Raw genomic sequence first — 21,422 nt, forward strand, 5'->3', positions numbered from 1 at the left:
CGGCGAAGTCGTCTGCAGGTTTGGGCGTGAACCGGAGCCCGCACGATTCGTCGAATGTTCTTTTCCGCGAGAGCAAAACCATTGACTTCTGGTAGCGGTCTCGTTTTGGCTGGTCCCGATAGGGTCGTGTGGCGCTCGGGGTGCCCGCGCGGCCGGGGCGAGCGGCGATGAACTCGGCCACACCTTTACCCTCGAATCATGCAGTCCTGGTCCGATACCGCCCTACCGACCGTCCCCGGAGCAGGGCCACCGTTGCGGTTGTACGACACCGCCGACGCGCGGGTGCGGCCAGTCACCCCCGGCGCCACCGCCACCATGTACGTCTGCGGGATCACCCCCTACGATGCCACCCACCTCGGACACGCCGCGACCTACCTGACCTTCGACCTGGTCAACCGGCTGTGGCGCGACGCGGGCCACGACGTGCACTACGTGCAGAACGTCACCGACGTCGACGACCCGCTGTTCGAGCGCGCCGCCCGCGACGGCCTGGACTGGCGCGATCTCGGCACCCGCGAGATCGACCTGTTCCGCTCGGACATGCGGGCGCTGCGCATCGTGCCGCCGCGCGAGTACGTGGGCGCCATCGAGTCGGTGGACGAGGTCGTCGAGTTCGTCCAGAAACTGCTCGCCTCGGGTGCGGCGTACGTCGTGGAGGACGCGGAGTACCCCGACATCTACTTCCGCGCCGATGCCAACGAACAGTTCGGCTACGAGTCCGGCTACGACCGCGCGACCATGGAGCGGCTGTTCGCCGAACGCGGCGGCGATCCGGACCGCCCCGGCAAGCGCGACACCATCGACGCGCTGCTGTGGCGCGCGGCCCGTCCCGACGAGCCGTCCTGGCCCGCCCCGTTCGGTGCGGGCCGGCCTGGCTGGCACATCGAGTGTTCGGCGATCGCGCTCAACCGCCTCGGCCCGGAGTTCGACATCCAGGGCGGCGGCAGTGACCTGATCTACCCGCACCACGAGTACTCCGCCGCGCACGCCGAATCCCTGATCGCGGGCCGCCGTTTCGCCCGCCACTACGTGCACGCCGGGCTGATCGGCCTGGACGGCGAGAAGATGTCGAAGTCCAAGGGCAACCTGGTGCTGGTCTCCAAGCTGCGCAACTCCGGTGTCGACCCGGCCGCCATCCGCCTCGGCCTGCTCGCCGGACACTACCGCCAGGACCGCATGTGGACCGACGAGGTCCTCACCGACGCCCAGGCGCGCCTGGCCCGCTGGCGCAGCGCCACCGCCCTGGCTTCCGGCCCCGTCGCCGAGGACACGGTGGCCCGCCTGCGCCAGCACCTCGCCGACGACCTCGACACCCCCAAAGCCCTTGCCGCCGTGGACAACTGGGTCGCGCAGGCGCTCGAATACGGCGGCCCCGACACCGCGGCGCCCGGCTTGGTCGCCACGGCCGTCGACGCGCTGCTCGGCGTCGAGCTGTAAGGGCTGCGCGCCGCCGGTGCCGCCACGGGTCGTCCGCTACACCGCCCGGTCGTCTGCAAACCACCACGGATTCGGTGGGCGATAACCTTCGCCCCGGGCCGGTCACCCGCCAGTACCCCCGGGTCACAGCCGGTCTCGCCGCTTCGATCATGTACTCACACGACGCCCGCCGCGTTCCCGGACGCGGCGGGACGGACCCTGAGGGGTTGCCAGATGCCGGGTTTCCGTGATCTGGTGCACGGATGTGCAATCTGCATCCTGGTTCGCTGATCGCTGGGTTCCGCGGGGCGTGGGGGCGGCCGATGCGATTGGAACCGGTGGGCGAGGCGGGGGACGCGCGGACGACGGCGGCGCGGCGGCGGTTCTTCGGTGCGGCGGCCGATCCCGAGACGGGTGCGGTACCGGCCGATCGCGTGGTGCTGTCATGGGTCGGCTGCACGACTTACGCGCTTGCGCTGGGCGGTTCGGTGTTCCTGCTCGACGCGTGGGTACCCCGGGTGACCAGTTCCGGCTATGTGCCCGCGACGACGCAGGAGTTGGCGGACTTGCGTCCGGCGGCGATCTTCATCGGTCACGGCCATTTCGACCACGCCGGTGACGCGGGCGCGATCGCCGAGGCCAGCGGCGCGACGGTCTACGGCACGGCCGAGCACTGCGCCGCCGTCCGCGCCCAGGTGCCCGAGGCCACGTTTCCGTCGGAGGCGCTCGGTGACGCCCACACGCCCATCGGGCAGCGCCACGAGGTCACCGTCGGTGGGGTCGCGGTCACCGCGGTCCGGCACTTGCATTCGGCTCGCACCCCGCAGGATCCGGCCGACGAGGCGCGGCGGTTCTTTCCGCGTCCGGAACTGGGACCGATCCTGCGCCACCATCCGACGCTCACCGATCTGCGCCAGACGTTGCCGCGCTTACTGGATCCGGAGGGCGGTGTGCTGCTCTACCAATTCCGCGTCCCCGGTTTCACGCTCACTTGGCACGATTCCGCGGGCCCGCTCACCGAGAAGGCGCCCGAGGTGTTCGACGTGCTCGCGGGGTTGCCGTCCACAGACGTGCACATCGGCGCGGTGCAGGGCTACAACCAGATCACCAACGGTCTGCGCGATCCCCGCAAGTACGTCGAGGCGCTGGGCCCGGCGCTGTTCGTCCCGTCCCACCACGACAATTGGCTGCCGGGCCTGACGGCCAGCGCCGCCACCTACGACGCCCCGCTGCGCACCGAACTCGCCCGCTTGGCTTCCGGGCGACGCCCGGAGTTACGCACCATGCACGACCCCACCGACTACCTCAGCCCCGACCGCCTCACCTTCACACTCTGAACCGCGGCCGCGTTCCACATACCTTTCGCACGCCGCACACAGACGATGCCTATGTGCGGCGTGCAAAACCTGTGTGCCAGCTGGCTCGGAATCGTTTGGTGCTCAGGGCAATACGAGTAGACCTGTCGCGTATATCGCCGCTACGCCGACAGCGACTCCCAGGATCGCGGTGGAGTCCATCGCTGCCACGGTTCCGGTGTCGCGATCGTCCGCGGTGCGCAGTGCGGGCGCGATCTGCACGACGACCTGCGCGATCGCACCGATGCCCAGACCGAGCAACAGCAGCGACAGTTCGGCATTGTTGACGCCCGCGCCGAGCACCGCGCCGAGGATCGCCGGTGCGCCCGCGATGAGCCCGAGCCCGAGCAGTCGCAGCACCCCCGGCCGGGCCGCCGTCAGTAGCGGGCTGACGATCGCCAATCCTTCGGTGGTGTTGTGCAACGCGAACCCGATGACCAGCGCCGCGCCGAGCGCGAGTTCGCCCAGCGCGTAGGCGGATCCGATGGCCAGGCCCTCGCCGAGGTTGTGCAGTCCGATGCCGATGGCGATCATCAGCGCCAGCCGGGTGCCGCCGCGTCCGTCCGAGGCGTCGGCGCGGCGGGTGAGCCAGCGATAGACGAAGGTGAGCGCGAGGAAGGCGAGAATCGCCCCGAGCGCGAGCAGGCTGATGCCGCCGAACGCGCCGCCGGAACGCTCGCCGAGCTCGAACCCTTCGAAGACGGCGTCGACGGCGAGGAACAGCAGCAGCCCGACGGTCACCGCGAGCAGGAAACGGATGCCGCCCTTGCCGATTCGCCGCAGCACGGGAAGCAGCAGCATGCCGAGAACGACCGGGATGATGCCCACGTAGGCGCCGAGCAGCGCCATCACCGCGAACAGGTCGCGCCCGCCGGTGGGTGTCTCGACGGCCGCGGCGATCTCGTGTTCGACGACCAGTCCGGTGGAGGTCAGCATGGAGACCAGATACGGCTGACCTTCCTGCCAGGGATAATCCAGCGTGAGCACGGTGCTGCGGCGGGGTCCGATCGGTTCCTCGCCGCCGCGGACGTCGACGAACGCGTCGTTGACGAACACCTGCGCCACCCGCACCGGATCGGGTCCGGCGTTGCGCACGGTGAGATCGATGCGGCCCGGCGACATCCGAACCTGTTCGACCGCGATCTCTTCCACCGGTGGACCGATCCGCTCGGGCAGCGAACGCCCACCCACTACGGCCAGTGCCGCCAGCGCCAAGCCGAGCAGCAGAACCACCGCCACGGTCGACAACCATCCGGGAGCCTCGGACTTCTGCGATGCGGCAGTTTCGGTGCGCTCGCTCATGATTCGCTCACTGCGTTCGCTCATCAGGTCACCTCGAAGAATCCCATCCACCCCAGTTCGGCGAACTCGGATTTGTGCGCGTGGAACATGAACTTCCCCGCGTACGGGAACCGCAGTTCGCAGATGCCGCGCTGGCCTTGGCCCTGGACGATCGTGTCGGTGTAGTCGGCGGGTTGCAGCCGGGTGCCGGTGGGGTAGTAGTCGAAGAAGTTGCCGTGGATGTGGAAGCTGTTGACCGGGTCGTACTCGAGCACGTTGACCAGGTAGATGCGCACGAGTTCACCGCGTTGCACGCGCACCGGTTCGTGCATGTAGTGGAACGGGATGCCGTTGACGGCGTAGAGCTGGTTGCCTTCGGCGTCGAAGGTGGTGTTGTAGCCGTGCTGCACCATGACCAGCTCGTCGGCGGCCGGACGCGGCTGCGGCGGGTCGACGATGAACGTCCCGTACATGCCGCGGGCGATGTGCTCGGCCAGCGGCCCGACGTGGCAGTGGTAGAGGTGCACGCCGAAGGGGATGGCGTCGAATTCGTAGACGGTGCTCTGCCCGGGCGCGATGAGTCCGGCGCCGAGGCCGGGGGTGCCGTCCATCTCCGCGGGATGGATGCCGTGGAAATGCATGGTGTGCGGGTGTTGCGAGCCGTTGGTGAAGGTGATGCGCAGCAGGTCGCCCTCGGTGCAGCGCAGCGTCGGTCCCGGGATGCGGCCGTTGAACACCCACGCCGGGAACTGCACGCCGGGCGCGACCTCGAGTTCCTTGTCGGTGGAGGCGATCTCCCACTCCCGCACGGTGCGACCGTCGGCGGCTTCGGTGACCGTGCCGTAGTCGAAGTCGCGCAGGATCTCGGTCGGGTCGAATCCGTTGCCGTGGTGGTCGACCACCGAACCGATGCGGAAAGTGGGCCCGCTGACCCCGCCGCCGTGGGCGACCGCCCCGTGCATACCGTGGCCGGTCTGTTCCGAGCGCGGTCGCGCCTCGGACAGACCCGCGCGCGCCGCCACCGCCGCGCCACCCAGGCCCAGCAGCGCGCCGCCGCCGGCCAGAAAGCCGCGGCGCGAAGGCTCCCCCATCAGGTCACGCTGCACCACCGCACGCCTTACCCACAGAGTTTTCGTATTACCTAAGTTAGATCTGTGGGATCGCTAATACAACAGTGTGGGTAACCGTCCAGACCGGTCGGCTCGGGCTCTAGCGCACCGCGGTGTCCAGCGCCTCGATCGGCTCGTGAACCGAACCATCCGGTCGGTCCGCGTAGAGTTCTTCGATCTCGGCCGCGTACTTCTCGGCGATGGGCTTGCGGCGCAGCTTCATCGTCAGGGTGATCTCGTCGCCGCCCGGCTCCCAGAAGACCGGCAGGATCGTGAACCGCTTGACCTGCTCGACTCGCGACAACGCCGCATTGCCAGCCGCCACCCCGCGCGCGATCGCCGTGATCACTCCGGGGTCGGCGGCGAGTGCGGCGGCCGAGGAATCCGGCAGCCCGTGCTGAGCGGCATAGGGCGCCGCGGATTCGGCGTCGAGCACGATGAGCGCGGTGGTGAACGGCCGCCGATCCCCGATCACCGCCAGCGAGCCGACCAGCGGGGTGGCGGCCTTGATGGCGTTCTCGATATTGGCAGGCGACATGTTCTTGCCCGCCGAGTTGATGATCAACTCCTTCTTGCGGTCGACCACCTTCAGGTAACCGTCCTCGTCGACGGTGATGATGTCGCCGGTGTGCAGCCAGCCGTCGTCATCGAGCGCCGCGACGGTCTCGTCGAGCTCCTTGCGATAGCCGCGCATCACCAGCGGTCCACGCACCAGGAACTCACCGTCCTCGGCGACGGAGCCCTCCAGCCCGGGCAGCAGCTTGCCGACGGTGCCCAACCGCGCCTGCTCCGGCGGGCTCACGCTGGCCACGCAGGTCAGCTCCGACATCCCCCACACCTCGGAGATCGGGATACCCAGCCCGAAGAAGAACCCGAGCGTCTCCGGCGGCACCGGCGCGGCGCCCGATATCGCCCACTTCACCTGATCCAGACCGAGTTTCGCGCGCAGCTTCGACAGCACCGCGGCATCGGCGCGCGCCCACTCCTCGGCGAGAGCGGGATCGAGGGGCTCCTCGCGCAGCCGGGCCTCGGCCTTACGGCGGGCGGTGTCGAGAGCCCACTGCAAGGCGGCCTTGGTGGTGGGATCGGGCTCGTTGGCGACGGAGAACTCGATCGCCGCCTTGAACTTCTCCCACACCCGCGGCACCGCGCCCCAGATGGTGGGGCGCACGTCGAGCAGCGCGGCGGGCAGCTGCGCGCGCTCGGGGACGGCGGTGATCTGCGTGCCGAACACCTCCTGCAGGTACAGCGCGGTGAACCGGTCGGCCATGTGCGCGGTCGGCAAGTAGGAGGTTTGACGGTCGCCGAATTCGACCGGCAGCACCGAGGCGAACGCGCGGGCTTCGAACAGCAGATTCTCGTGGGTGATCTCCACGCCCTTGGGATTGCCAGTGGTGCCCGAGGTGTAGCAGAGGGTGACGATGTCGTACGGGCGCACGGCACGCCAGGTCGCCTCGAAATCGAAATCCGCAGCGGCCGAGGCCATGAGCTCGTCGACACCGATGGTTCCCTGGGGCGCGCCGTCGACGCACACGATGGTCTCGATCGGCGCGCCGCAGCCGCGGACCCGCTCGACGTACTGTTCCTCGCAGATCACCACCCGGTTGCCCGCATTGGTGAACACATGGTGCAACTGGTCCGGCGCGAGGGTGTTGTACACCGAGAACGACGTGGCGCCGGTGTGCTGTGCGCCGACTTCGAGCGGATAGAACTCGACGCGATTGCCCATCATCAGGGCCACGGTGTCACCGCGCCCCACGCCGAGCGCGCTCAGCCCGCCCGCGACGGCTCGGACCTGTTCGGAATACGCACGCCACGTCAGGCTCTGCTCGCCGCCGATCGAGCGGACGGCTACCGCGTCCGGATCGATCGCGGCGACGCGCTGGAATGCGGCACAAGAGGTGTTCGGTTCGGTCATTTCGGTCTCACTCACGACGCCCGGCACTGTGCTCCGACGGTAGGTCGGGCGGGGTGTTGCGCGCTGGCTTTTTCCGAAACCTGTTCGCGGACAGGCACTTACCTGCCAGCGCGGTCGGCGCGAACGACGTCGCCGAACCGTCGGTAGGCTGGAGGACATGACCGAGCGCAAACCGCCGGATCAGACCTTCGAATCGTGGATCGACAAGCAGGTCCGCGAGGCAACCGAGCGCGGGGAATTCGACAATCTGCACGGGGCGGGTCAGCCGATTCCCGGGGTCGGCACCCAGGTGGACGAGAACTGGTGGTTACGGAGTTATCTGCGGCGCGAGGGGATTCGAGCCGACGGTATGTTGCCGGAATCGCTGGTTCTGCGCCGGGATGTGGAGCGAATTCACGAGACGGTCGCCGAACTGGACACCGAGCGTGAGGTGCGCGCCGCGGTCGCCGAACTGAATCAGCGGGTGGTCCGCTATGTGCGGGTACCGACGCCGCCACACGTGCCGGTGGGGCCGGTCGACGCCGACACGGTGGTGCGGCGGTGGCGGGAGGAGAAGGCGTCCGCGTCGAGCGGAGGTACGGATTCGGCGCGCCGCGCGTCTGCAACCTCGGCTCGACGCGCGACCAGCTCGACGCAACGCGCGCGCGAACCTTCGGAGCAACAGGTGGGGTCATCGGCGCAGGGTGTGGTGGCGGAATCGTCCGCCCGTCCGAAGCGCCGTTGGTGGCAACGTTTCTGGCGCTGACGCCGAATCGCACCCGTGCAAATTGCGCCACCGGGAACGTCGATTTCGGCGCGGCGCCAGTGCGATCCCTCTGCGCGCACAGCACTCGAACCGCAACCGTTGATGGTATGCATGTACCAACTTACGTGATATGTTCATGCCATCAAGAGTTCGCGGCTCGGGTCGCTGGTCTCGCCATCGCACGACCGATATGCCCGATTTGTCCGCTTCTCTTGTACTACGGGGCGTAGTAAGCAAGAATGACCTTGTGACGCGGAAGGCATTGCCTTCCACCGCCATTCATCGCCGAGGGAGGGCACATGACGGTCAACGGTGACCGCGGCCCGATCATCGTCTCAACCGCGGCCGGGATCACGATTCTCGCCGCCGCCGGGATGCAGGATCGGCTGCTGTTGGGTGTATTCATCTGCGCCGGAATAGGTTTGGGATTGGCCAACGCGTATCTCACCCGCCTGGGCGTGGCCGAGCTCGTGAGTGAGAACACTTCCGGCAAAGGGCCTTTGGCGGCCATCACCGGGATCCGGCTGTTCGCCGTCACGGTGCTCGCGCTGGTCGCCGGTGTCCTGACACGCCCGGACGGACTGGGCATTCTGTACGGCCTGGTGACCTTTCAAATCGGCGCCGCGTTCTGGGCGGCCGCACCGACTCTGCGGAGCGCTCGATGACGAAAGTCGAAGTGGGACACCACGAAACCGCGCACCTGTTCGGAATGGACTTTCACGTCGACACGATCGTCGCGACCGTGGTCGCGGCCGCCGTCGTGCTGGGTCTGGCGTTCTCCCTGCGCGTCAAGCTGACCTCCGGGGTCCCCGGCGGCGTGCAGTTGTTCTTCGAAGCGGTCACCGTGCAGATGCGCGCGCAGGTGGAAAGCGCTGTGGGACTACGGATCGCACCATTCGTCCTGCCGCTGGCCGTGACGCTGTTCGTCTTCGTGCTGCTGTCGAACTGGCTGTCGGTGCTGCCGGTGCAGTACGGCGCCGGTGAGCTGATCAAACCGCCCGCGGCCGACGTCAATTTCACCTACGCGCTCGCCCTGTTCGTCTTCGTCGCCTACCAGGCCGCCGGCGTGGCACGCCGCGGTCCGATCGGACATGTGAAGCAGCTGCTGAAGGGCCATATGGGTTGGGGTCCGATGGTTGTCATCAATGTCATCGAGGAGATCGCCAAACCGCTGTCGTTGGCGCTGCGGTTGTTCGGCAACATGTTCGCGGGCGGAGTGATGATCTCGGTGATCGCACTGCTGCCCGCCTGGCTCAGCTGGGGTCCGAACGCGGCATGGAAGCTGTTCGACCTGTTCGTAGGACTCATCCAGGCTTTCATCTTCGCCCTGCTGACCGTCCTCTACTTCGGGCAGGCCACCGCCGTCGAACACGAAAAGCATTGAGCGGCAGGCGCACATCCCGCACCGCACACAAATGTTGGATCATTCGAGGAAAGGAATGACACATGGCCGACATAACGCACGAGACGGTGGTTCAGGCGGCGGCATTGGTCGCCGGTGGACTGATGATGGTCGGTGGCGCGATCGGCGCCGGTTACGGCAACGGCATGGCGGGCTCGGCGCTGATCAACGGCATCTCCCGGCAGCCGGAGGCCGAGGGCAAGCTGCGCGGCAACTACCTGATGGCGGTCAGCCTCGTCGACGCCGTGTACTTCATCAATCTGACGTTCATGGCACTGTTCGCGTTCGCGGCGCCGGGCAAGTAGCGCCATGAACACCGAAATCCGCGCGGCCGAGAACTTCTTGATTCCCAACGGCACGTTCTTCGTCGAGCTGGCGATCTTCCTCATCGTGTTCGCGGTCATCTGGCTGTTCGTGGTACCACCGATCCGGGAGGTTCTCGACCAACGCGAGGCCCGCGTCACCGAAGCCGCCGCCCACCGGCGACAGGCGCGGGAAGCGTTCGCCGCGGCCGAGGACCGCTACCGGTCCGCGCTCGCCCAGGCCCACGCCGACGCGGCGCGGCTACGCGGACAGGCCAGGAACGAAGGCCGAGCGATCCTGGTCGCGCACCGCGATCGCGCTCGAGATCAGACCGAGGAGATGGTGGCCACGGCCACCGCGGAACTGCGAACCCAGGCCGCCGCGGCGGCGGCACGATTCGACACGCATCTCGATCCCATGGCGCACGACCTGGCGGATCGGGTGATCGGAGGTGGACAACGATGAACACCGGCGGCGGTGTCTACGACATCACCTGGGACTGGCCCGTATTCGTCAGCCAGCTCTTCGGCTTCGCCGTCATCCTCGGCGCACTGTCGAAATGGGTTGCCCCGCAGGTTCGGACGGTCATGCGCAAAGCGCAGCGCACGATCGAGGAACAGATGACGGAAAGCGCGGACGCCGCGACCGAATTGGCCGCCGCCGAACGCGCTTTCGCCAAGGCGGTCGCGGCCGCCCAGGTCGAGGTCGCACGCATCGGCCACCAGGCGCGTGATGACGCCGACCGGATCGTCACCGAACTGCGGGACACCGCGGCGGCCGAAGTCGAACGGGTGCGCCGAGAAGGCCTGCGCAACGTCGCTCTGGCACATCGGCAACTGGAGGAAGAACTCACCCACGACCTCACCACAGCGGTCATCGACCGCGCCGAATCCATAGCCCGTGACCTACTCGAATCACCGCTCGCCAGATCGAGCAGCATCGATCGTTTCCTCGACGAGCTGACAGCGCGAGCCAGGGCCACCGAGGACCTCAGCGGCCTGAGCTGACCTCGCCTCGACCGCCACCCAGCGCCCGGATCCGTCGATCCGGGCGCACTCGGCGTCTAGCACCGACTGGCAGATTCTTCGACGACGCCGGAACAGTGCCCTGGTGACGGGCACAGTGATGGGAACCATTCCTGTTCTCGTCCAGACGCGGGCGGCGAGCGTGCTCCAGCGCAAGGCGGTGGTGATGTGCATGCCGGTGGTCTGTGCCAGGATCGGCCAGGGAACCTCGCCGGCCAGTTCGAGCAGCGCGCTGTTGCGTTGTGCGCGAAGGCGTACCAATCGACATGCGGAACGATCCTATAAAGGCACTTCGATCTCGTCGGGGGATTTGTCGATGCGGATACCCCGCCAGCTGGGATGCCGTAGTCCCTCGGGGGTGGCTTCCCGGTATTCGATATCGGCGACCAACTCGGGCTCGACCCAGTGCGCCAGCACGGCGACCGCGCGCGGCGGCGGTACGTCGAAAGGTGTGTCGGGGCGGGCGAGTTCGTCCAGGCGGGTGCGCAGACTGCGCCGTTCCGCGATTTTCCATCCGGTCCCGACATTGCCGATATGTACCAGCCGTCCCGCCGAATCGTGCGCGCCGAGAATCAACGACCCGAATGCGTTGGCGAACGGGCCATTTCCGGGCAACCATCCGGCGATGACTGCTTCGGTGGTTTTCCGGAACGGCATCTTGATCCAGTTGCGCGACCGTTCACCCGGTTGATACGTGGAGTCGAGGCGTTTGGCGACCAGACCCTCGAGCCCGTTCTCCGCCGCGGCCGCCGACAGCGCCTCGGGCTCGATGTCGGTCCAATAGGGCGACAACTGGATCGGCGGGCGGGCGATGTCGAGCTGGGCGAGCAACTCCCGCCGCTGCCGGTACGGCAGGGCGGTGGTGGCGTGGCCGTCGAGGGCGAGCAGGTCGAAGATCATGTACAGCACCGGAACATCCCTGATCAGCTGCGCCGATGGCGCGCGGACGTGCATGCGGCGCTGGAGCCGGGAGAACGACGGCGCGCCGCTCGCCCCTTCCGGCGCCACGATCTCCCCGTCGATGGTGGCCTGATGCTCGCCGACCGCCGCGGCGACGGCGGCGGCGATTTCAGGGAACGAGCCGGTGACCTGTTTGCGGTTTCGGCTGTAGAGCTGACAGTCGCCTTCGGCCACCGCGGCGACGGCGCGCATGCCGTCCCATTTCATCTCGAAGGCCCAACCGTCCGGATTTCCGGGCGGTCGTCCGGAGAGGGCCAGCATCGGCGACGGCGCGGACACCACCGATACAGCATATCTTCAGCAAATTGACCTGCGCGGAGCCGGCGGTGGCGTCACCGGTTATCAGTCGGTTGATATCAGCTGCTCATGCCAGCGGCGAAGGGCGTCGTCTGCCAGTGGTCGACCGCGGGCTCGAGGTACTCCATCAGTTCGGGAAGCTGCGGGACCAGGGTGAGGGTGGCGATGACCCGCAGCATGCCCAGGGCGTTGACGAAGGCGAGGACCTCCTCGTCGAGCGGCCTCGTCCCGTTGCGTCGTGCGCCGCGGTTGTAGGCGGCTTCGTGCTCGGGGCCGAGAGCGGCCAGGTCCCACTCGACGGGCCCTAGGGTGACCAGTTCGAAGTCGGCGTAGCGGTCGCCGTCCACCGCGTGGAAGATGTTCGCGGGCGGGGAGTCACCGTGGATGGGTTGGAGGTCGATGCCGGGGAACCGAGCCTCGAAGGCGCTGCGTGAGCGTACGAGGGGTTCGAGGAACTGCCATTCGCGGCGGGCCCGGTCGAGCTCGGCCGCTCCGATCAGGTCGGGATGCTGGTCGAGCCGGGCGAGGCTGTCCGCGATGAACTCCGGGTCGGCCGCGGACAGGAACTCCAGACGGCCCGGGTAGGCGCGCAGTGCCGCGTGCAGGTCGGCGACGCTCTCGGCGTTCGCGACGTAGTCGGGTTCCTTGTCCCGGGCCTCCTCGATGAACGGCCAGAACGTCATCGAGAACCCGTCGCGCTGCACGGGTTCGCGCGGCACGAGCGGGCTGGGGGCGATCACGGGGATTTTCTGGTCGGCCAGCCATCGTGTGACATCCAGCTCGTCCCGCTGGCGGCGCGCGAGGGCGGCCAGGTCGTCCGGGCGGGGTAGGACGGTGGGAATTCGGGCCACGACCGGCGAGGGGGCCAGGTGGACGACGACCGAAAAGACGTCGTGCAGCACCGTGGGCTCGGTGACGGTCAGGCCCAACTCACACCCGGCCGCGATGGCTGCCTCGACGGCGGCGGCGGTGCGGTCGGCGCGCTGTTGTGGTGTCAGGAAGGTGGTCACGATGGTGGTGGGCAGGGAGGTGTGGGCGTGGTCGCGCATAGGGCTTTCCTGGGCATACGAGAGGTCTACGGACAGCAGAAACGGCGGCATGGGCCGTGCCCGGACTCAGACGAAGAAGAGGAAAGCCATGGCCCCACCATAACAAGGCGAATCGTCTCGCTCCAATTCTCAGGTTGAGGCGCCTGTTCATGTCGAGGCGGAAAGCGCCGCCCGCCGAACGTCGTCCGGCGGGCCGACGTTCTTCGAGTTCGCGCCGATACTGTGAAAGTCGGAGGGGATCCCGTCGATTCGCTGTGTGCGCCGCTGCGGTCCCACCCGAGAAGGAGATTCAGTGCGCCACATCTATGTCGTCACCCACCCGGAGGCGACCCATCACGTCGACCGACTGGTCGGCGGATGGTACGACTCACAGCTCACCACGGCAGGCGAGCGCGCCGCGGCGGCCATCGCCGAGTCGCTGCGCGCGCGGATAGCCGAGGACGCCGAGGGGCGTGTGCACTCCTCGGATCTGCTGCGTACCGCGCGGACGGCCGAAGCGATCGGCAAGGCGCTCGACGTGACGCCGATCTTCGACGAGAGACTGCGCGAGAAGTCCTACGGCGAAGCGGGCGGCAGGCCGCAGGAGTGGCTGGACCGGCGATTCGTCCCGCCGCCCGCCGTGGGCGAACGTCTGCGCCACGACGAGGGAATCGCGGGCGCGGAGACGAAATTACAACTCGCCCAACGTATCTACGCGGCAATGGGGGCGATCGTGGACGACCCGTGTGAACACCAGGTCGTCGTAACACACGGGGGCGCACTGACATTCGTGCTCGCGGCCTGGATCGGGATGCCGATCGACTCGGCGGACTACGTCGCCTTCCGCGCCGCGCCGGGCAGCATCACGGTGCTCACCGAGGACGACTTCTTCCACAACCGTGCGGTCACCAGCCTCGGTGACACCCGGCATCTCGAGGTGGAACCGAACTGACCCGCGGTGGGGTACGCCAGAAACAGCGATTCGCTCTCGACCAGCTACGCCCCTTCTGTAGTGGGCCACACTCGTCACCGCGGTCCGGCTGAGCTGGACCGCGAACGGACCGCCGCCGTGATCGGGCACTGCGCCGAAGGCGGCTCGAGCACGCCCCGCCCGGCGTACATTTCCGATCATGGACACCGTCGAGCTATCCGCACCGGACGGCCCACTGCCCGCGCTGCTGGCCCGCCCGGCGGGTGCGGGTCCCTGGCCTGGCGTTGTCGTCGTCCACGATGTCCTCGGCCTCGGTACGGACCTCGAGGGACACGTCGCGATGCTCGCCGAGCACGGCTACCTCGCGATCGCCCCGGATCTGTTCTCGCGAGGTCGCGCGCGCTGCATGCGGGCGGTGATGCGGGCGCTGTGGTTCACCGGCGGCAAAACCGATGCCGACGTGGTCCCGGTGCGCGACATCCTCGCCGCCCGCGACCGCCTGGTGTCCGATCCGGCGTGCACCGGGCGCACGGCCGTGATCGGTTTCTGTATGGGCGGCGGGTTCGCCTTGCTGACGGCGCCGCGCGGTTTCGATGCCGCGGCTCCGTTCTATCCGGGCCTGTACGGCGATTACCGCAGCTTGCTCGACGGCATCTGCCCGGTGGTGGCCAGCTACGCCCGCCTCGATCCATCGCTGGTCGGCGCACCCGCCAAGCTCGAGCGCGCGCTCACCGATTTCGGCGTCGCCCACGACATCAAGACCTATCCGGGAGTCACGCACGGCTTCGCGAACACCTTCCCCGGCGACCGGCTGCTGCGCGTCACCGGCCTGGGTCACAACGCCGATGCGGCCGCCGACGCCTGGCGACGCATCTTCGCGTTCTTCGAGACCCACTTGGCGGATAGCCATAACGCCCCGCCGCGCTGAGTCGGCCGCCGGTGCACTCGGCGGGTCTACGGCGCGGTCAGCGCGGTGACGGCCGGTGCGAACATGGTGTTCTTGATCGCGCCGAGTGTGCCGGAGTCCTTGCCGCCCAGAGGAAGCAGCATTTCCAGCGCCGCGGCGGTGACCTGTCCTTCCGGGGCGGCCGCGTCGACGATGTCGGCTTCGGCCGCGGCCTCGCCGCCGTAGCGGCGGCCGGTGGTCATGGCGGCGACCGCGGTCTTGGGGGGCAGTTTGGCTTGGATGAGGGCGGCCATGCCGGGGGTGAAGGGGATGCGGATGTCGACTTCGGGGAAGCAGAAGTAGCCGCGGTCGGCGCGCATGACGCGGTAGTCGTGGGCGATAGCGAGCATGGCGCCCGCACCGAAGGCATGTCCGGGCAGTGCGGCCGCGGTGGGCACGGGCAGAGTGAGCACTCGCGCGAACAACGCTTGCACGCGTCCGACGTACCACTGGGCGCGGTCGGCGTTGGCGCCGAGCCAGTCCAGGTCGAGTCCGTTGGAGTAGAACTTGCCGCTCGCGGTGGTGAGCAGGCCCTGGGCGCCGTCGGCGAGGGCGGTGTCGAGGTGGGCGTTCACTTCGTCGAGGAAGTCGGGGGAGAAGCGGTTCTCGTCGGCGCCGAGGACGAGGACAGCGATCTTGTCGTGGTATTCCAGTGTGGGCATAGCGGGTTCCTTCGTCGAGAGTGGTCGGGACTTGCGGATCAGGGGGGCGGTCCGACCGCGAGCACGGCGCGGACGGCAGCCCGAAGTTGTTCGCGGGCAAAGGGTTCGGCGATCCGCTCGCGGCGGATCAGGATGGCGGTCGGCAGGTCGACCAGGCAGGTGGTGAGCACCTCGACCGCGCGGCGGTCGCGGCGGCCCCATCGGCGCTGCGCGAGCCCCACCAGCAGGTCGATCAGCGCGCGTTCGGCGGCGCGAACTTCGGCGGCCACGTCCTCGGGCAGGTCTTCACCGAGCAGCTGCTCGCGCGAGACGGTGAGCAGCAGGCGCGAGGAGTCGGGGAATCGCTCGGCGAACACGCTCGGCGCCTCGGCGGCGGCCACGATCGCGTCGTCCCACACGGCCTCAGCCGATGAATCCAATTGACAGGCAGCACTTTTCGATTCGCCTGCGCCGGTGCTCGAATCGCCTTCCGATCCGGAGGCCGCCTCGATCAACTCGTTCTGCACCGCGAGAAACCGCCGCGCGGCCCGCAACCACGCGCGCCCCAACACTCCGGATCGCGACCCGAACGTGTGGTACAGCGCGCCATTGGACACCCCCGTGGCGGCGGCGACGGCGCGGATGGTGACCGCGGCCGGGCCGCCGCGGACGGCCAGCGATTCCGCGGCGTCGAGCACGGCGCCGGGGTCGTGGGTGCGGGGTCGTGGCATGGCGCCGACTATAACAGAGCAATTGCTCTGTTATCCAACCCGGATTCGGTTCGCCAGGGGCACTGCATATTTCGCGCGGTAACAGCTACCGCGCGTCACCTAGCGGATTCGCTTGTGCCCGCACGCGCGCGCGAAGCGATGCGGTACTGTTCGGGCCCTCCCCCTTGCCCGCACGAGCAGAACGGCATCCGCATGTCACGAGTGGTCACCAAGGAGCAGTACTTCGACACCGCTCTGGAGGTGCTGGCCGAACTCGGGTTCAAGGGTCTCAACATCGGGCTGCTGTGCCGTCGGCTCGGGGTCACCAGCGGCTCGTTCTATCACCACTTCGGCAGCTGGCAGGGTTTCGTCGACGCGCTGCTCGAGCACTGGGAGAACCGGCAGGTGCTGATCCTGCGCACGTTGAAGTTCAATCAGGGCGATCCCGACGACGACGTGCGCGCGATGTCGGATCTGGCGGCGGGTCTGCATCACGCGGCCGAGGCCGCGATCCGGGCGTGGGCCGCCAACGACGAATCGGTGAATCTGGCGGTCAAGCGGGTCGACGAGTCGCGGCGGCGCACCGTGCAGAAGGTGATCAACGGCGTGGTCGGCGACGACGAGACCGCCGCCGTGGTCACCTCGCTCGGCATGGCGATGCTGATCGGCTACCAGCAGATCGCGGCGGGCGGGGAGAATCTGTCACTGCGGCGGCTGCTCACCGAGTACGCCCGCCTGATCTACTCGCACGCGCGCCGTCCGGCGCCGGTGGGTGCTCAGCCCAGCAGTTCGTCGACGTAGCACCAGCGCCAGGCTTCGCCGGGTTCCACGCTGCGCATCACCGGGTGCCCGGTGGCGGCGTGGTGTTCGGTGGCGTGGTTGCCCGGCGAGGAGTCGCAGCAGGCGATGTGCCCGCACGTCAGACACATTCGCAGGTGTACCCAGCTCTGGCCTTCGGCGACGCATTCGGCGCACTGATCGGGTTCGGTGGGTTCGCGCAGCAGCGGCGCGGCCCGCAGATGGTCGCAGTCGGCGGCCGCGGCGGGCGCGGCGAGGGGTTCGCGGCGTTCTTCCTCGGTTTCGTCGAACCGGTCGATCATCGATTCCTCGAGATCGAGCCGTGCCAGCACGTGCTGGAGGATCTCGTAGTCCATGCCGCCCGAATCCCGCACCCGCAGTACGGTTTCGCGTTCGGCGCGCAGCATCTCGAGGCGCAGCCTGCGGTATTCGGCGGTGGGAGTGCGCTGTTCGGACTCGGCGCGGCCCAGCCGTTCCCAGGCGGCGTTGGTGCGCCAGGTCAGCCGATCGCGCAGCGATTGCACGACTTGCCGCGGGGTGTCGGGTCCGGCTGCGGCGTCCAGCGCCGCCATTCCGGCCGCGCCCGCCTGGGTCAGCAGGTTCGCTTTCTGTAGCGCGTCCTCCGAGCGGCTGGGACCGCGCAGATGCAGGCGCCGCACCAGCCACGACAGCGAGGTGCCCTGCAGCAGCAGCGTTCCCGCCACCACGACCAGGGCCAGCAGCTTCAGCACCGGCAGCTGCGGGGTGTCTTCGGGCAACAGCAGGACCGCGGCCAAGGTCACCACGCCACGCATGCCCGCCCACGACACCACCGTCGGATAGCTCAGCGGAACGGTCGAGCGTCCGAGCCGCTGGAACAGCAGCGACCACGGGAAGATCCACAGCGGCCGCGCCACCATCACCGCGAGCAGCACCGCGATCGCCGAGATCACCAGGGTGGTGTGGTCGAGCCCGCTGCTCCACGCGTCCTCCACGATCGCGCGCACCTGCAGACCGATGATGAGGAACACCGAGCTTTCCAGGATGAACTGGATGGTGCGCCAGTTGGTGCGTTCGGCGATGCGCGAGGCCGCCGACTGCCACACCGGCGCACCGTGGCCAAGAATCATCCCGCAAGTCACGACCGCGATCACCCCGGAGGCGTGTATCTGTTCGGCGGGCAGATATGCCGCGAACGGTGCGAGGAACGACAGCGTGGTGTCGAGCACGGGGTCGGTGATGCGCCGCCGCAGCAGTGCGAGCAGGGCGGCGACGGCGATGCCGACCAGCGCGCCGCCGCCCGCGGCGAGCAGGAAATCACCGCCCGCCTGCCACACCGACACCGTGCCCGCCGAGGCCGCGATCGCGGTCCGCAACGCCACCAGCGCGGTCGCGTCGTTGAACAGCGACTCGTCTTCGAGGATGGTGACGATGCGCCGCGGCATCCCGATCCGGCGCGCCACCGCCGTCGCGGCGACCGCGTCGGGCGGGGCGACCACCGCGCCGAGGGCGACCGCCACCGCGAAGGGCACCGGAAGCAGCCACCACACGACCGCGGCCACCGCGAACGTGCTGAACAGCACCAAACCCACCGACAGCGAGGCGATGGTGCCGATATTGGCGCGAAAATCCACCAGTGAGGTCCGGATCGCCGCGGTGTAGAGCAGCGGCGGCAGCAAACCGAGCAGCACCACCTCCGGTTCCAGGTGCACCGCGGGAACGAACGGCAGATACGAGGCCGCCACCCCGGCCAGGGTCAGCACCAACGGTTCTGAGACGCCGAACCGCCGCGCCAGCGCCGCCAACGCGGCCGCCGACGCGACGAGAACCACCAGCCCGATCGCGACATGCACCATCGCATTCTCCCAAAACGCCACCATCGCCGCGTTCGCGCCGTGGACGACGCGGTCGCGAGGCCGATTCCCCGGAATCGCTGCCGCGCGCCCGCGCACCGGCAATGCTTATCGGGTATGGAGGAGTTTGCGAATTGGCGTGCCAACGGACACCGGTTCACCCATAACGGGCATCAGATCTTCTGGACCGAGGGCGGCGGCGGACCCGAGGGGGTCCTGCTGTGCATTCACGGCTTCCCGACCGCATCCTGGGACTGGCATGCCGTGTGGCCCGGGCTCGGTGAGCGGTTCGCGCGGGTCCTGGCCGCCGACATGATCGGCTTCGGCTGGTCGGCCAAGCCGCGCACCTACGACTACAGCATCGCCGACCAAGCCGACCTGCACGAACAACTGCTGCGCGAACAGAGCGTGCACCGTTTCCACGTGCTGGCCCACGACTACGGCGACACCGTCGCCCAGGAACTACTGGCCCGCGACGCCGAACGCCGCGCCATCGGCGACGACTCGCTGACCATCGAATCGGTGTGCCTGCTCAACGGGGGACTGTTCCCCGAAACCCACCGCGCGCGCTGGGTGCAGCGGCTGCTGGCCGGACCGCTGGGACCGATGGTCGGGGTTCTCGGCGGTGAGACCGCGTTCAAGCGCAGCCTGGCGGCGGTCTTCGGACCCGACACCCGCCCCAGTGCCGCCGAGCTGCACCAGTTCTGGCTGCTGTGGTCGTCCCGGCACGGTAAACGCAACGGCCACAAGATAATTCGCTACATGGCCGAGCGGCGCAAGCATCGGGAACGCTGGGTCGGCGCGCTGCAGCAAGCCGTGGTGCCGGTGCGGTTGATCGACGGGCTGCGCGACCCGGTCTCGGGTGCGCACATGGTCCAACGCTACCGCGAACTGATCGAGGATCCCGACGTGGTGGAGTTGCCCGACATCGGCCACTACCCGCAGGTCGAGGCGCCGCAACGGACCTTGGAGGCGTTCCTGGAATTCCACCGCAGCCGGGTGCGCTGACCGCCACACCTTCACTATGGGCAACCCCATAGAATGAGGGCGTGGCACGCCGATCCAGCACCGACGGTTCCCCTCGTACCCGCCTGCCCAACGCGCGACAGCGGATGATCGAGGGGGCCATCGACTCGCTGCGCGTGCACGGCGCCAGCGCGACCAGCGTCGACCGGGTGCTGGCCAGCACCGGCGCACCGCGCGGCTCGGTGTATCACCATTTCCCCGGCGGACGTACCCAGCTCGTCAACGACGCCGTCACCACCGCCGGTGAGATCATGTCCGGCTACATCGAGCGCCTCACCCGCGACAGCGACCCGGTCGACGCGCTGGAGAAGTTCGCCGAGATGTGGCGCACCACGCTGCGCGAGAGCCAGTTCCGCGCGGGGTGCCCGATCTTCGCGGTCGCCGTCGAAACCAACGACGAGACACCAGAATTCGCGCGCGCCGCGGCCGCCGTCTTCGAGCGCTGGCACGCCGCGCTCACCGACGTACTGACCCGCCACGACGTCCCCGCCGACCGGGCCCGACGCCTGGCGGTGCTCACCGTCGCCTCCTTCGAAGGCGCCATCGCGCTGTGCCGGGTCCAGCGCAGCATCGAACCCCTCGACGACGCGGTCGGCGAGCTGCGCGCGCTTTACCCGACCTCCGCGCACTGACCCGGCGACCCCTACCACGGTCGGAGTCGGAGATCCGACCGCGCGCGGATGTGTTCGACCCGCTCGGCTCGCTACCGTGCTCCCAGAAGCGGGACAGACCCGCGTTCTCCGCACCGCGGCGACAGGGGACGGTACAGCCGATGAAGATCGCAGGTTCACGAGTTCTGATCACGGGCGCCACCGGCGGCATCGGGCACGCCATCGCCCACGCGTTCGCCGAACGCGGCGCCGAGCTGGTGCTCACCGGCCGCCGCGTCGACGTGCTGGCCCCGCTGGCCGCCCAGACCGGCGCCCGCGCCGTGCCCGCCGATCTGGCCGACCCCGACGGGGTCTCGGCGCTGCTCGCGGCGGCGGGCCCGCTCGACATCGTCATCGCGAACGCGGCCGTGCCCGCCAGCGGGCTGCTCACCGACTACTCCCTCGAGCAGATCGACCGCGCACTCGATGTGAACCTGCGCGCCCCGATCATCACCGCCCGCCTGCTGGCCGAACCCTTCGTCGCCCAGGGACGCGGGCATCTGGTGTTCATCTCCTCCATCTCGGGCAAGATCGCCTCACCCCGGGTCTCCCTCTACAACGCCACCAAATTCGGGCTGCGCGGCTTCGCCCAAGCGCTGCGCCAGGATCTGGCCCCGCACGGCGTCGGCGTCTCGACGGTGTTCCCCGGCTTCGTCCGCGACGCGGGCATGTTCGCCGACGCGGGCGTTCCCCCGGCCTTCGGCACCGGCACCTCCTCGCCCGATCAGGTGGCGGCCGCGGTGCGTCGCGCCGTGGAACGCAATGTCGGCGAGATCGACGTAGCCCCGGCCCAGGTGCGCATCGGCGCGCTGCTGGCGGGTATCGCGCCCGGCTTGTCCGCGCGGGTGCAGCGGCTCGCGGGCGCCGACAAGATCGCGGCGACATTGGCCGATGCGCAGCGCGCCAAACGGTGAGGACGCCGGAACGACACTCGAGCTGATCCCGTGCAGCACCGGTCGCTGCTACTCGACCGGTGCGCCCGGTCGCTGCTGTTCGCTGATGCTTGCCCCCGGTCGCTGCTGTTCGAGGACGTCGGCGGCAGCGCTGGA

General features: G+C 68.6%; 22 protein-coding genes. 14 read left to right on the plus strand and 8 right to left on the minus strand.

The genetic code is table 11. From position 1 onward, the window contains the following. The first annotated feature begins 198 nt into the window (after positions 1-198). Positions 199-1,437: a cysteine--1-D-myo-inosityl 2-amino-2-deoxy-alpha-D-glucopyranoside ligase gene (gene mshC, locus AB0H49_RS06145; protein WP_355001355.1), complete on the plus strand. Its 1,239-nt coding sequence runs from the start codon at positions 199-201 to the stop codon at positions 1,435-1,437. A gap of 302 nt (positions 1,438-1,739) precedes the next feature. Continuing rightward, positions 1,740-2,753 (plus strand): MBL fold metallo-hydrolase, encoded by a 1,014-nt coding sequence (locus tag AB0H49_RS06150; protein WP_357247744.1) that lies wholly within the window; start codon positions 1,740-1,742, stop codon positions 2,751-2,753. 102 nt (positions 2,754-2,855) lie between these two features. Here the strand turns inward: AB0H49_RS06150 and AB0H49_RS06155 are convergent, their stop codons facing one another. The 3 genes from AB0H49_RS06155 to fadD11 form a co-directional block, all read right to left on the minus strand. Further along, positions 2,856-4,097 carry a ZIP family metal transporter gene (locus tag AB0H49_RS06155; RefSeq protein WP_357247747.1) on the minus strand — a complete coding sequence of 414 codons (1,242 nt, stop codon included), beginning with the start codon at positions 4,095-4,097 and terminating at the stop codon, positions 2,856-2,858. Beyond that, positions 4,097-5,143, minus strand: coding sequence for a multicopper oxidase domain-containing protein (locus AB0H49_RS06160; RefSeq protein WP_357247750.1), 1,047 nt, complete (start codon positions 5,141-5,143; stop codon positions 4,097-4,099). Before AB0H49_RS06160 ends, AB0H49_RS06155 begins: the two co-directional genes overlap by 1 nt. 118 nt (positions 5,144-5,261) lie before the next feature. After that, on the minus strand, positions 5,262-7,079 hold the full coding sequence (gene fadD11 / locus AB0H49_RS06165) for a fatty acid--CoA ligase FadD11 (protein ID WP_357247988.1): 1,818 nt from the start codon (positions 7,077-7,079) through the stop codon (positions 5,262-5,264). A 157-nt stretch (positions 7,080-7,236) separates the two neighbouring features. Here fadD11 and AB0H49_RS06170 point away from each other — a divergent pair, with 157 nt between their 5' ends. The 6 genes from AB0H49_RS06170 (at position 7,237) to AB0H49_RS06195 (ending at position 10,536) form a co-directional block, all read left to right on the plus strand. Further along, the gene (locus tag AB0H49_RS06170) at positions 7,237-7,824 is read left to right on the plus strand and encodes a DUF1992 domain-containing protein (protein ID WP_357247753.1); all 588 of its coding nucleotides are present in this window, start codon (positions 7,237-7,239) and stop codon (positions 7,822-7,824) included. A 299-nt stretch (positions 7,825-8,123) separates the two neighbouring features. After that, positions 8,124-8,489, plus strand: a complete 366-nt coding sequence (locus tag AB0H49_RS06175; protein WP_357247756.1) for a hypothetical protein — start codon at positions 8,124-8,126, stop codon at positions 8,487-8,489. Then, positions 8,486-9,208, plus strand: coding sequence for a F0F1 ATP synthase subunit A (gene atpB, locus AB0H49_RS06180; RefSeq protein WP_355001349.1), 723 nt, complete (start codon positions 8,486-8,488; stop codon positions 9,206-9,208). Before AB0H49_RS06175 ends, atpB begins: the two co-directional genes overlap by 4 nt. Before the next feature lie 62 nt (positions 9,209-9,270). Beyond that, positions 9,271-9,531, plus strand: a complete 261-nt coding sequence (gene atpE, locus AB0H49_RS06185) for an ATP synthase F0 subunit C (RefSeq protein WP_067783390.1) — start codon at positions 9,271-9,273, stop codon at positions 9,529-9,531. A gap of 4 nt (positions 9,532-9,535) precedes the next feature. Continuing rightward, positions 9,536-9,994 (plus strand): F0F1 ATP synthase subunit B, encoded by a 459-nt coding sequence (locus AB0H49_RS06190; protein WP_357247760.1) that lies wholly within the window; start codon positions 9,536-9,538, stop codon positions 9,992-9,994. Continuing rightward, entirely contained in the window at positions 9,991-10,536 is a 546-nt protein-coding gene (locus AB0H49_RS06195) for a hypothetical protein (protein ID WP_357247763.1), read from the plus strand. The genes AB0H49_RS06190 and AB0H49_RS06195 overlap by 4 nt, the downstream gene beginning before the upstream one ends. Before the next feature lie 297 nt (positions 10,537-10,833). Here AB0H49_RS06195 and ligD read toward each other — a convergent pair whose 3' ends face one another. Beyond that, entirely contained in the window at positions 10,834-11,796 is a 963-nt protein-coding gene (ligD, locus tag AB0H49_RS06200) for a non-homologous end-joining DNA ligase (RefSeq protein ID WP_357247766.1), read from the minus strand. A gap of 74 nt (positions 11,797-11,870) precedes the next feature. Then, positions 11,871-12,860, minus strand: coding sequence for an aminoglycoside phosphotransferase family protein (locus tag AB0H49_RS06205; RefSeq protein WP_357247769.1), 990 nt, complete (start codon positions 12,858-12,860; stop codon positions 11,871-11,873). Positions 12,861-13,152: 292 nt separating this feature from the next. Between AB0H49_RS06205 and AB0H49_RS06210 the strand changes: the two genes are divergently transcribed. Beyond that, positions 13,153-13,791, plus strand: coding sequence for a histidine phosphatase family protein (locus AB0H49_RS06210; RefSeq protein WP_357247772.1), 639 nt, complete (start codon positions 13,153-13,155; stop codon positions 13,789-13,791). A 178-nt stretch (positions 13,792-13,969) separates the two neighbouring features. Next, positions 13,970-14,698, plus strand: a complete 729-nt coding sequence (locus AB0H49_RS06215; RefSeq protein WP_357247775.1) for a dienelactone hydrolase family protein — start codon at positions 13,970-13,972, stop codon at positions 14,696-14,698. A 26-nt stretch (positions 14,699-14,724) separates the two neighbouring features. Here AB0H49_RS06215 and AB0H49_RS06220 read toward each other — a convergent pair whose 3' ends face one another. Together AB0H49_RS06220 and AB0H49_RS06225 are read right to left on the minus strand one after the other, a co-directional pair. Next, positions 14,725-15,378: an enoyl-CoA hydratase-related protein gene (locus AB0H49_RS06220; RefSeq protein WP_357247777.1), complete on the minus strand. Its 654-nt coding sequence runs from the start codon at positions 15,376-15,378 to the stop codon at positions 14,725-14,727. Positions 15,379-15,416: 38 nt separating this feature from the next. After that, positions 15,417-16,088: a helix-turn-helix domain-containing protein gene (locus tag AB0H49_RS06225; RefSeq protein WP_357247782.1), complete on the minus strand. Its 672-nt coding sequence runs from the start codon at positions 16,086-16,088 to the stop codon at positions 15,417-15,419. A 192-nt stretch (positions 16,089-16,280) separates the two neighbouring features. Here AB0H49_RS06225 and AB0H49_RS06230 point away from each other — a divergent pair, with 192 nt between their 5' ends. After that, positions 16,281-16,868: a TetR/AcrR family transcriptional regulator gene (locus tag AB0H49_RS06230; protein WP_355001340.1), complete on the plus strand. Its 588-nt coding sequence runs from the start codon at positions 16,281-16,283 to the stop codon at positions 16,866-16,868. On the opposite strand, the gene AB0H49_RS06235 is transcribed toward AB0H49_RS06230, so the two are convergent. After that, the gene (locus AB0H49_RS06235; RefSeq protein WP_357247786.1) at positions 16,844-18,700 is read right to left on the minus strand and encodes a Na+/H+ antiporter; all 1,857 of its coding nucleotides are present in this window, start codon (positions 18,698-18,700) and stop codon (positions 16,844-16,846) included. The genes AB0H49_RS06230 and AB0H49_RS06235 overlap by 25 nt on opposite strands. 114 nt (positions 18,701-18,814) lie before the next feature. Between AB0H49_RS06235 and AB0H49_RS06240 the strand changes: the two genes are divergently transcribed. The 3 genes from AB0H49_RS06240 (at position 18,815) to AB0H49_RS06250 (ending at position 21,287) form a co-directional block, all read left to right on the plus strand. Beyond that, positions 18,815-19,705 carry an alpha/beta hydrolase gene (locus tag AB0H49_RS06240; RefSeq protein WP_355001338.1) on the plus strand — a complete coding sequence of 297 codons (891 nt, stop codon included), beginning with the start codon at positions 18,815-18,817 and terminating at the stop codon, positions 19,703-19,705. Positions 19,706-19,746: 41 nt separating this feature from the next. Next, positions 19,747-20,355: a TetR/AcrR family transcriptional regulator gene (locus AB0H49_RS06245; RefSeq protein ID WP_355001337.1), complete on the plus strand. Its 609-nt coding sequence runs from the start codon at positions 19,747-19,749 to the stop codon at positions 20,353-20,355. 140 nt (positions 20,356-20,495) lie between these two features. After that, positions 20,496-21,287, plus strand: a complete 792-nt coding sequence (locus AB0H49_RS06250) for an SDR family NAD(P)-dependent oxidoreductase (RefSeq protein ID WP_357247790.1) — start codon at positions 20,496-20,498, stop codon at positions 21,285-21,287. The last annotated feature ends 135 nt before the right edge of the window (positions 21,288-21,422 follow it).

This window comes from Nocardia sp. NPDC050713 (genome assembly GCF_040654315.1).
Classification (GTDB): Bacteria; Actinomycetota; Actinomycetes; order Mycobacteriales; family Mycobacteriaceae; genus Nocardia.

Bases quoted from the DNA above. Each gene is read 5' to 3' on its own strand.
- AB0H49_RS06160 (WP_357247750.1), bottom strand. From the start codon at position 5,143: ATGGGGGAGCCTTCGCGCCGCGGCTTTCTGGCCGGCGGCGGCGCGCTG.
- AB0H49_RS06170 (WP_357247753.1), top strand. From the start codon at position 7,237: ATGACCGAGCGCAAACCGCCGGATCAGACCTTCGAATCGTGGATCGAC.
- AB0H49_RS06225 (WP_357247782.1), bottom strand. From the start codon at position 16,088: ATGCCACGACCCCGCACCCACGACCCCGGCGCCGTGCTCGACGCCGCG.
- AB0H49_RS06195 (WP_357247763.1), top strand. From the start codon at position 9,991: ATGAACACCGGCGGCGGTGTCTACGACATCACCTGGGACTGGCCCGTA.
- AB0H49_RS06240 (WP_355001338.1), top strand. From the start codon at position 18,815: ATGGAGGAGTTTGCGAATTGGCGTGCCAACGGACACCGGTTCACCCAT.
- AB0H49_RS06205 (WP_357247769.1), bottom strand. From the start codon at position 12,860: ATGCGCGACCACGCCCACACCTCCCTGCCCACCACCATCGTGACCACC.
- AB0H49_RS06235 (WP_357247786.1), bottom strand. From the start codon at position 18,700: ATGGTGCATGTCGCGATCGGGCTGGTGGTTCTCGTCGCGTCGGCGGCC.
- AB0H49_RS06150 (WP_357247744.1), top strand. From the start codon at position 1,740: ATGCGATTGGAACCGGTGGGCGAGGCGGGGGACGCGCGGACGACGGCG.
- AB0H49_RS06155 (WP_357247747.1), bottom strand. From the start codon at position 4,097: ATGAGCGAACGCAGTGAGCGAATCATGAGCGAGCGCACCGAAACTGCC.
- mshC (WP_355001355.1), top strand. From the start codon at position 199: ATGCAGTCCTGGTCCGATACCGCCCTACCGACCGTCCCCGGAGCAGGG.
- AB0H49_RS06220 (WP_357247777.1), bottom strand. From the start codon at position 15,378: ATGCCCACACTGGAATACCACGACAAGATCGCTGTCCTCGTCCTCGGC.
- fadD11 (WP_357247988.1), bottom strand. From the start codon at position 7,079: ATGACCGAACCGAACACCTCTTGTGCCGCATTCCAGCGCGTCGCCGCG.
- atpE (WP_067783390.1), top strand. From the start codon at position 9,271: ATGGCCGACATAACGCACGAGACGGTGGTTCAGGCGGCGGCATTGGTC.
- AB0H49_RS06250 (WP_357247790.1), top strand. From the start codon at position 20,496: ATGAAGATCGCAGGTTCACGAGTTCTGATCACGGGCGCCACCGGCGGC.
- AB0H49_RS06230 (WP_355001340.1), top strand. From the start codon at position 16,281: ATGTCACGAGTGGTCACCAAGGAGCAGTACTTCGACACCGCTCTGGAG.
- AB0H49_RS06215 (WP_357247775.1), top strand. From the start codon at position 13,970: ATGGACACCGTCGAGCTATCCGCACCGGACGGCCCACTGCCCGCGCTG.
- AB0H49_RS06175 (WP_357247756.1), top strand. From the start codon at position 8,124: ATGACGGTCAACGGTGACCGCGGCCCGATCATCGTCTCAACCGCGGCC.
- atpB (WP_355001349.1), top strand. From the start codon at position 8,486: ATGACGAAAGTCGAAGTGGGACACCACGAAACCGCGCACCTGTTCGGA.
- AB0H49_RS06190 (WP_357247760.1), top strand. From the start codon at position 9,536: ATGAACACCGAAATCCGCGCGGCCGAGAACTTCTTGATTCCCAACGGC.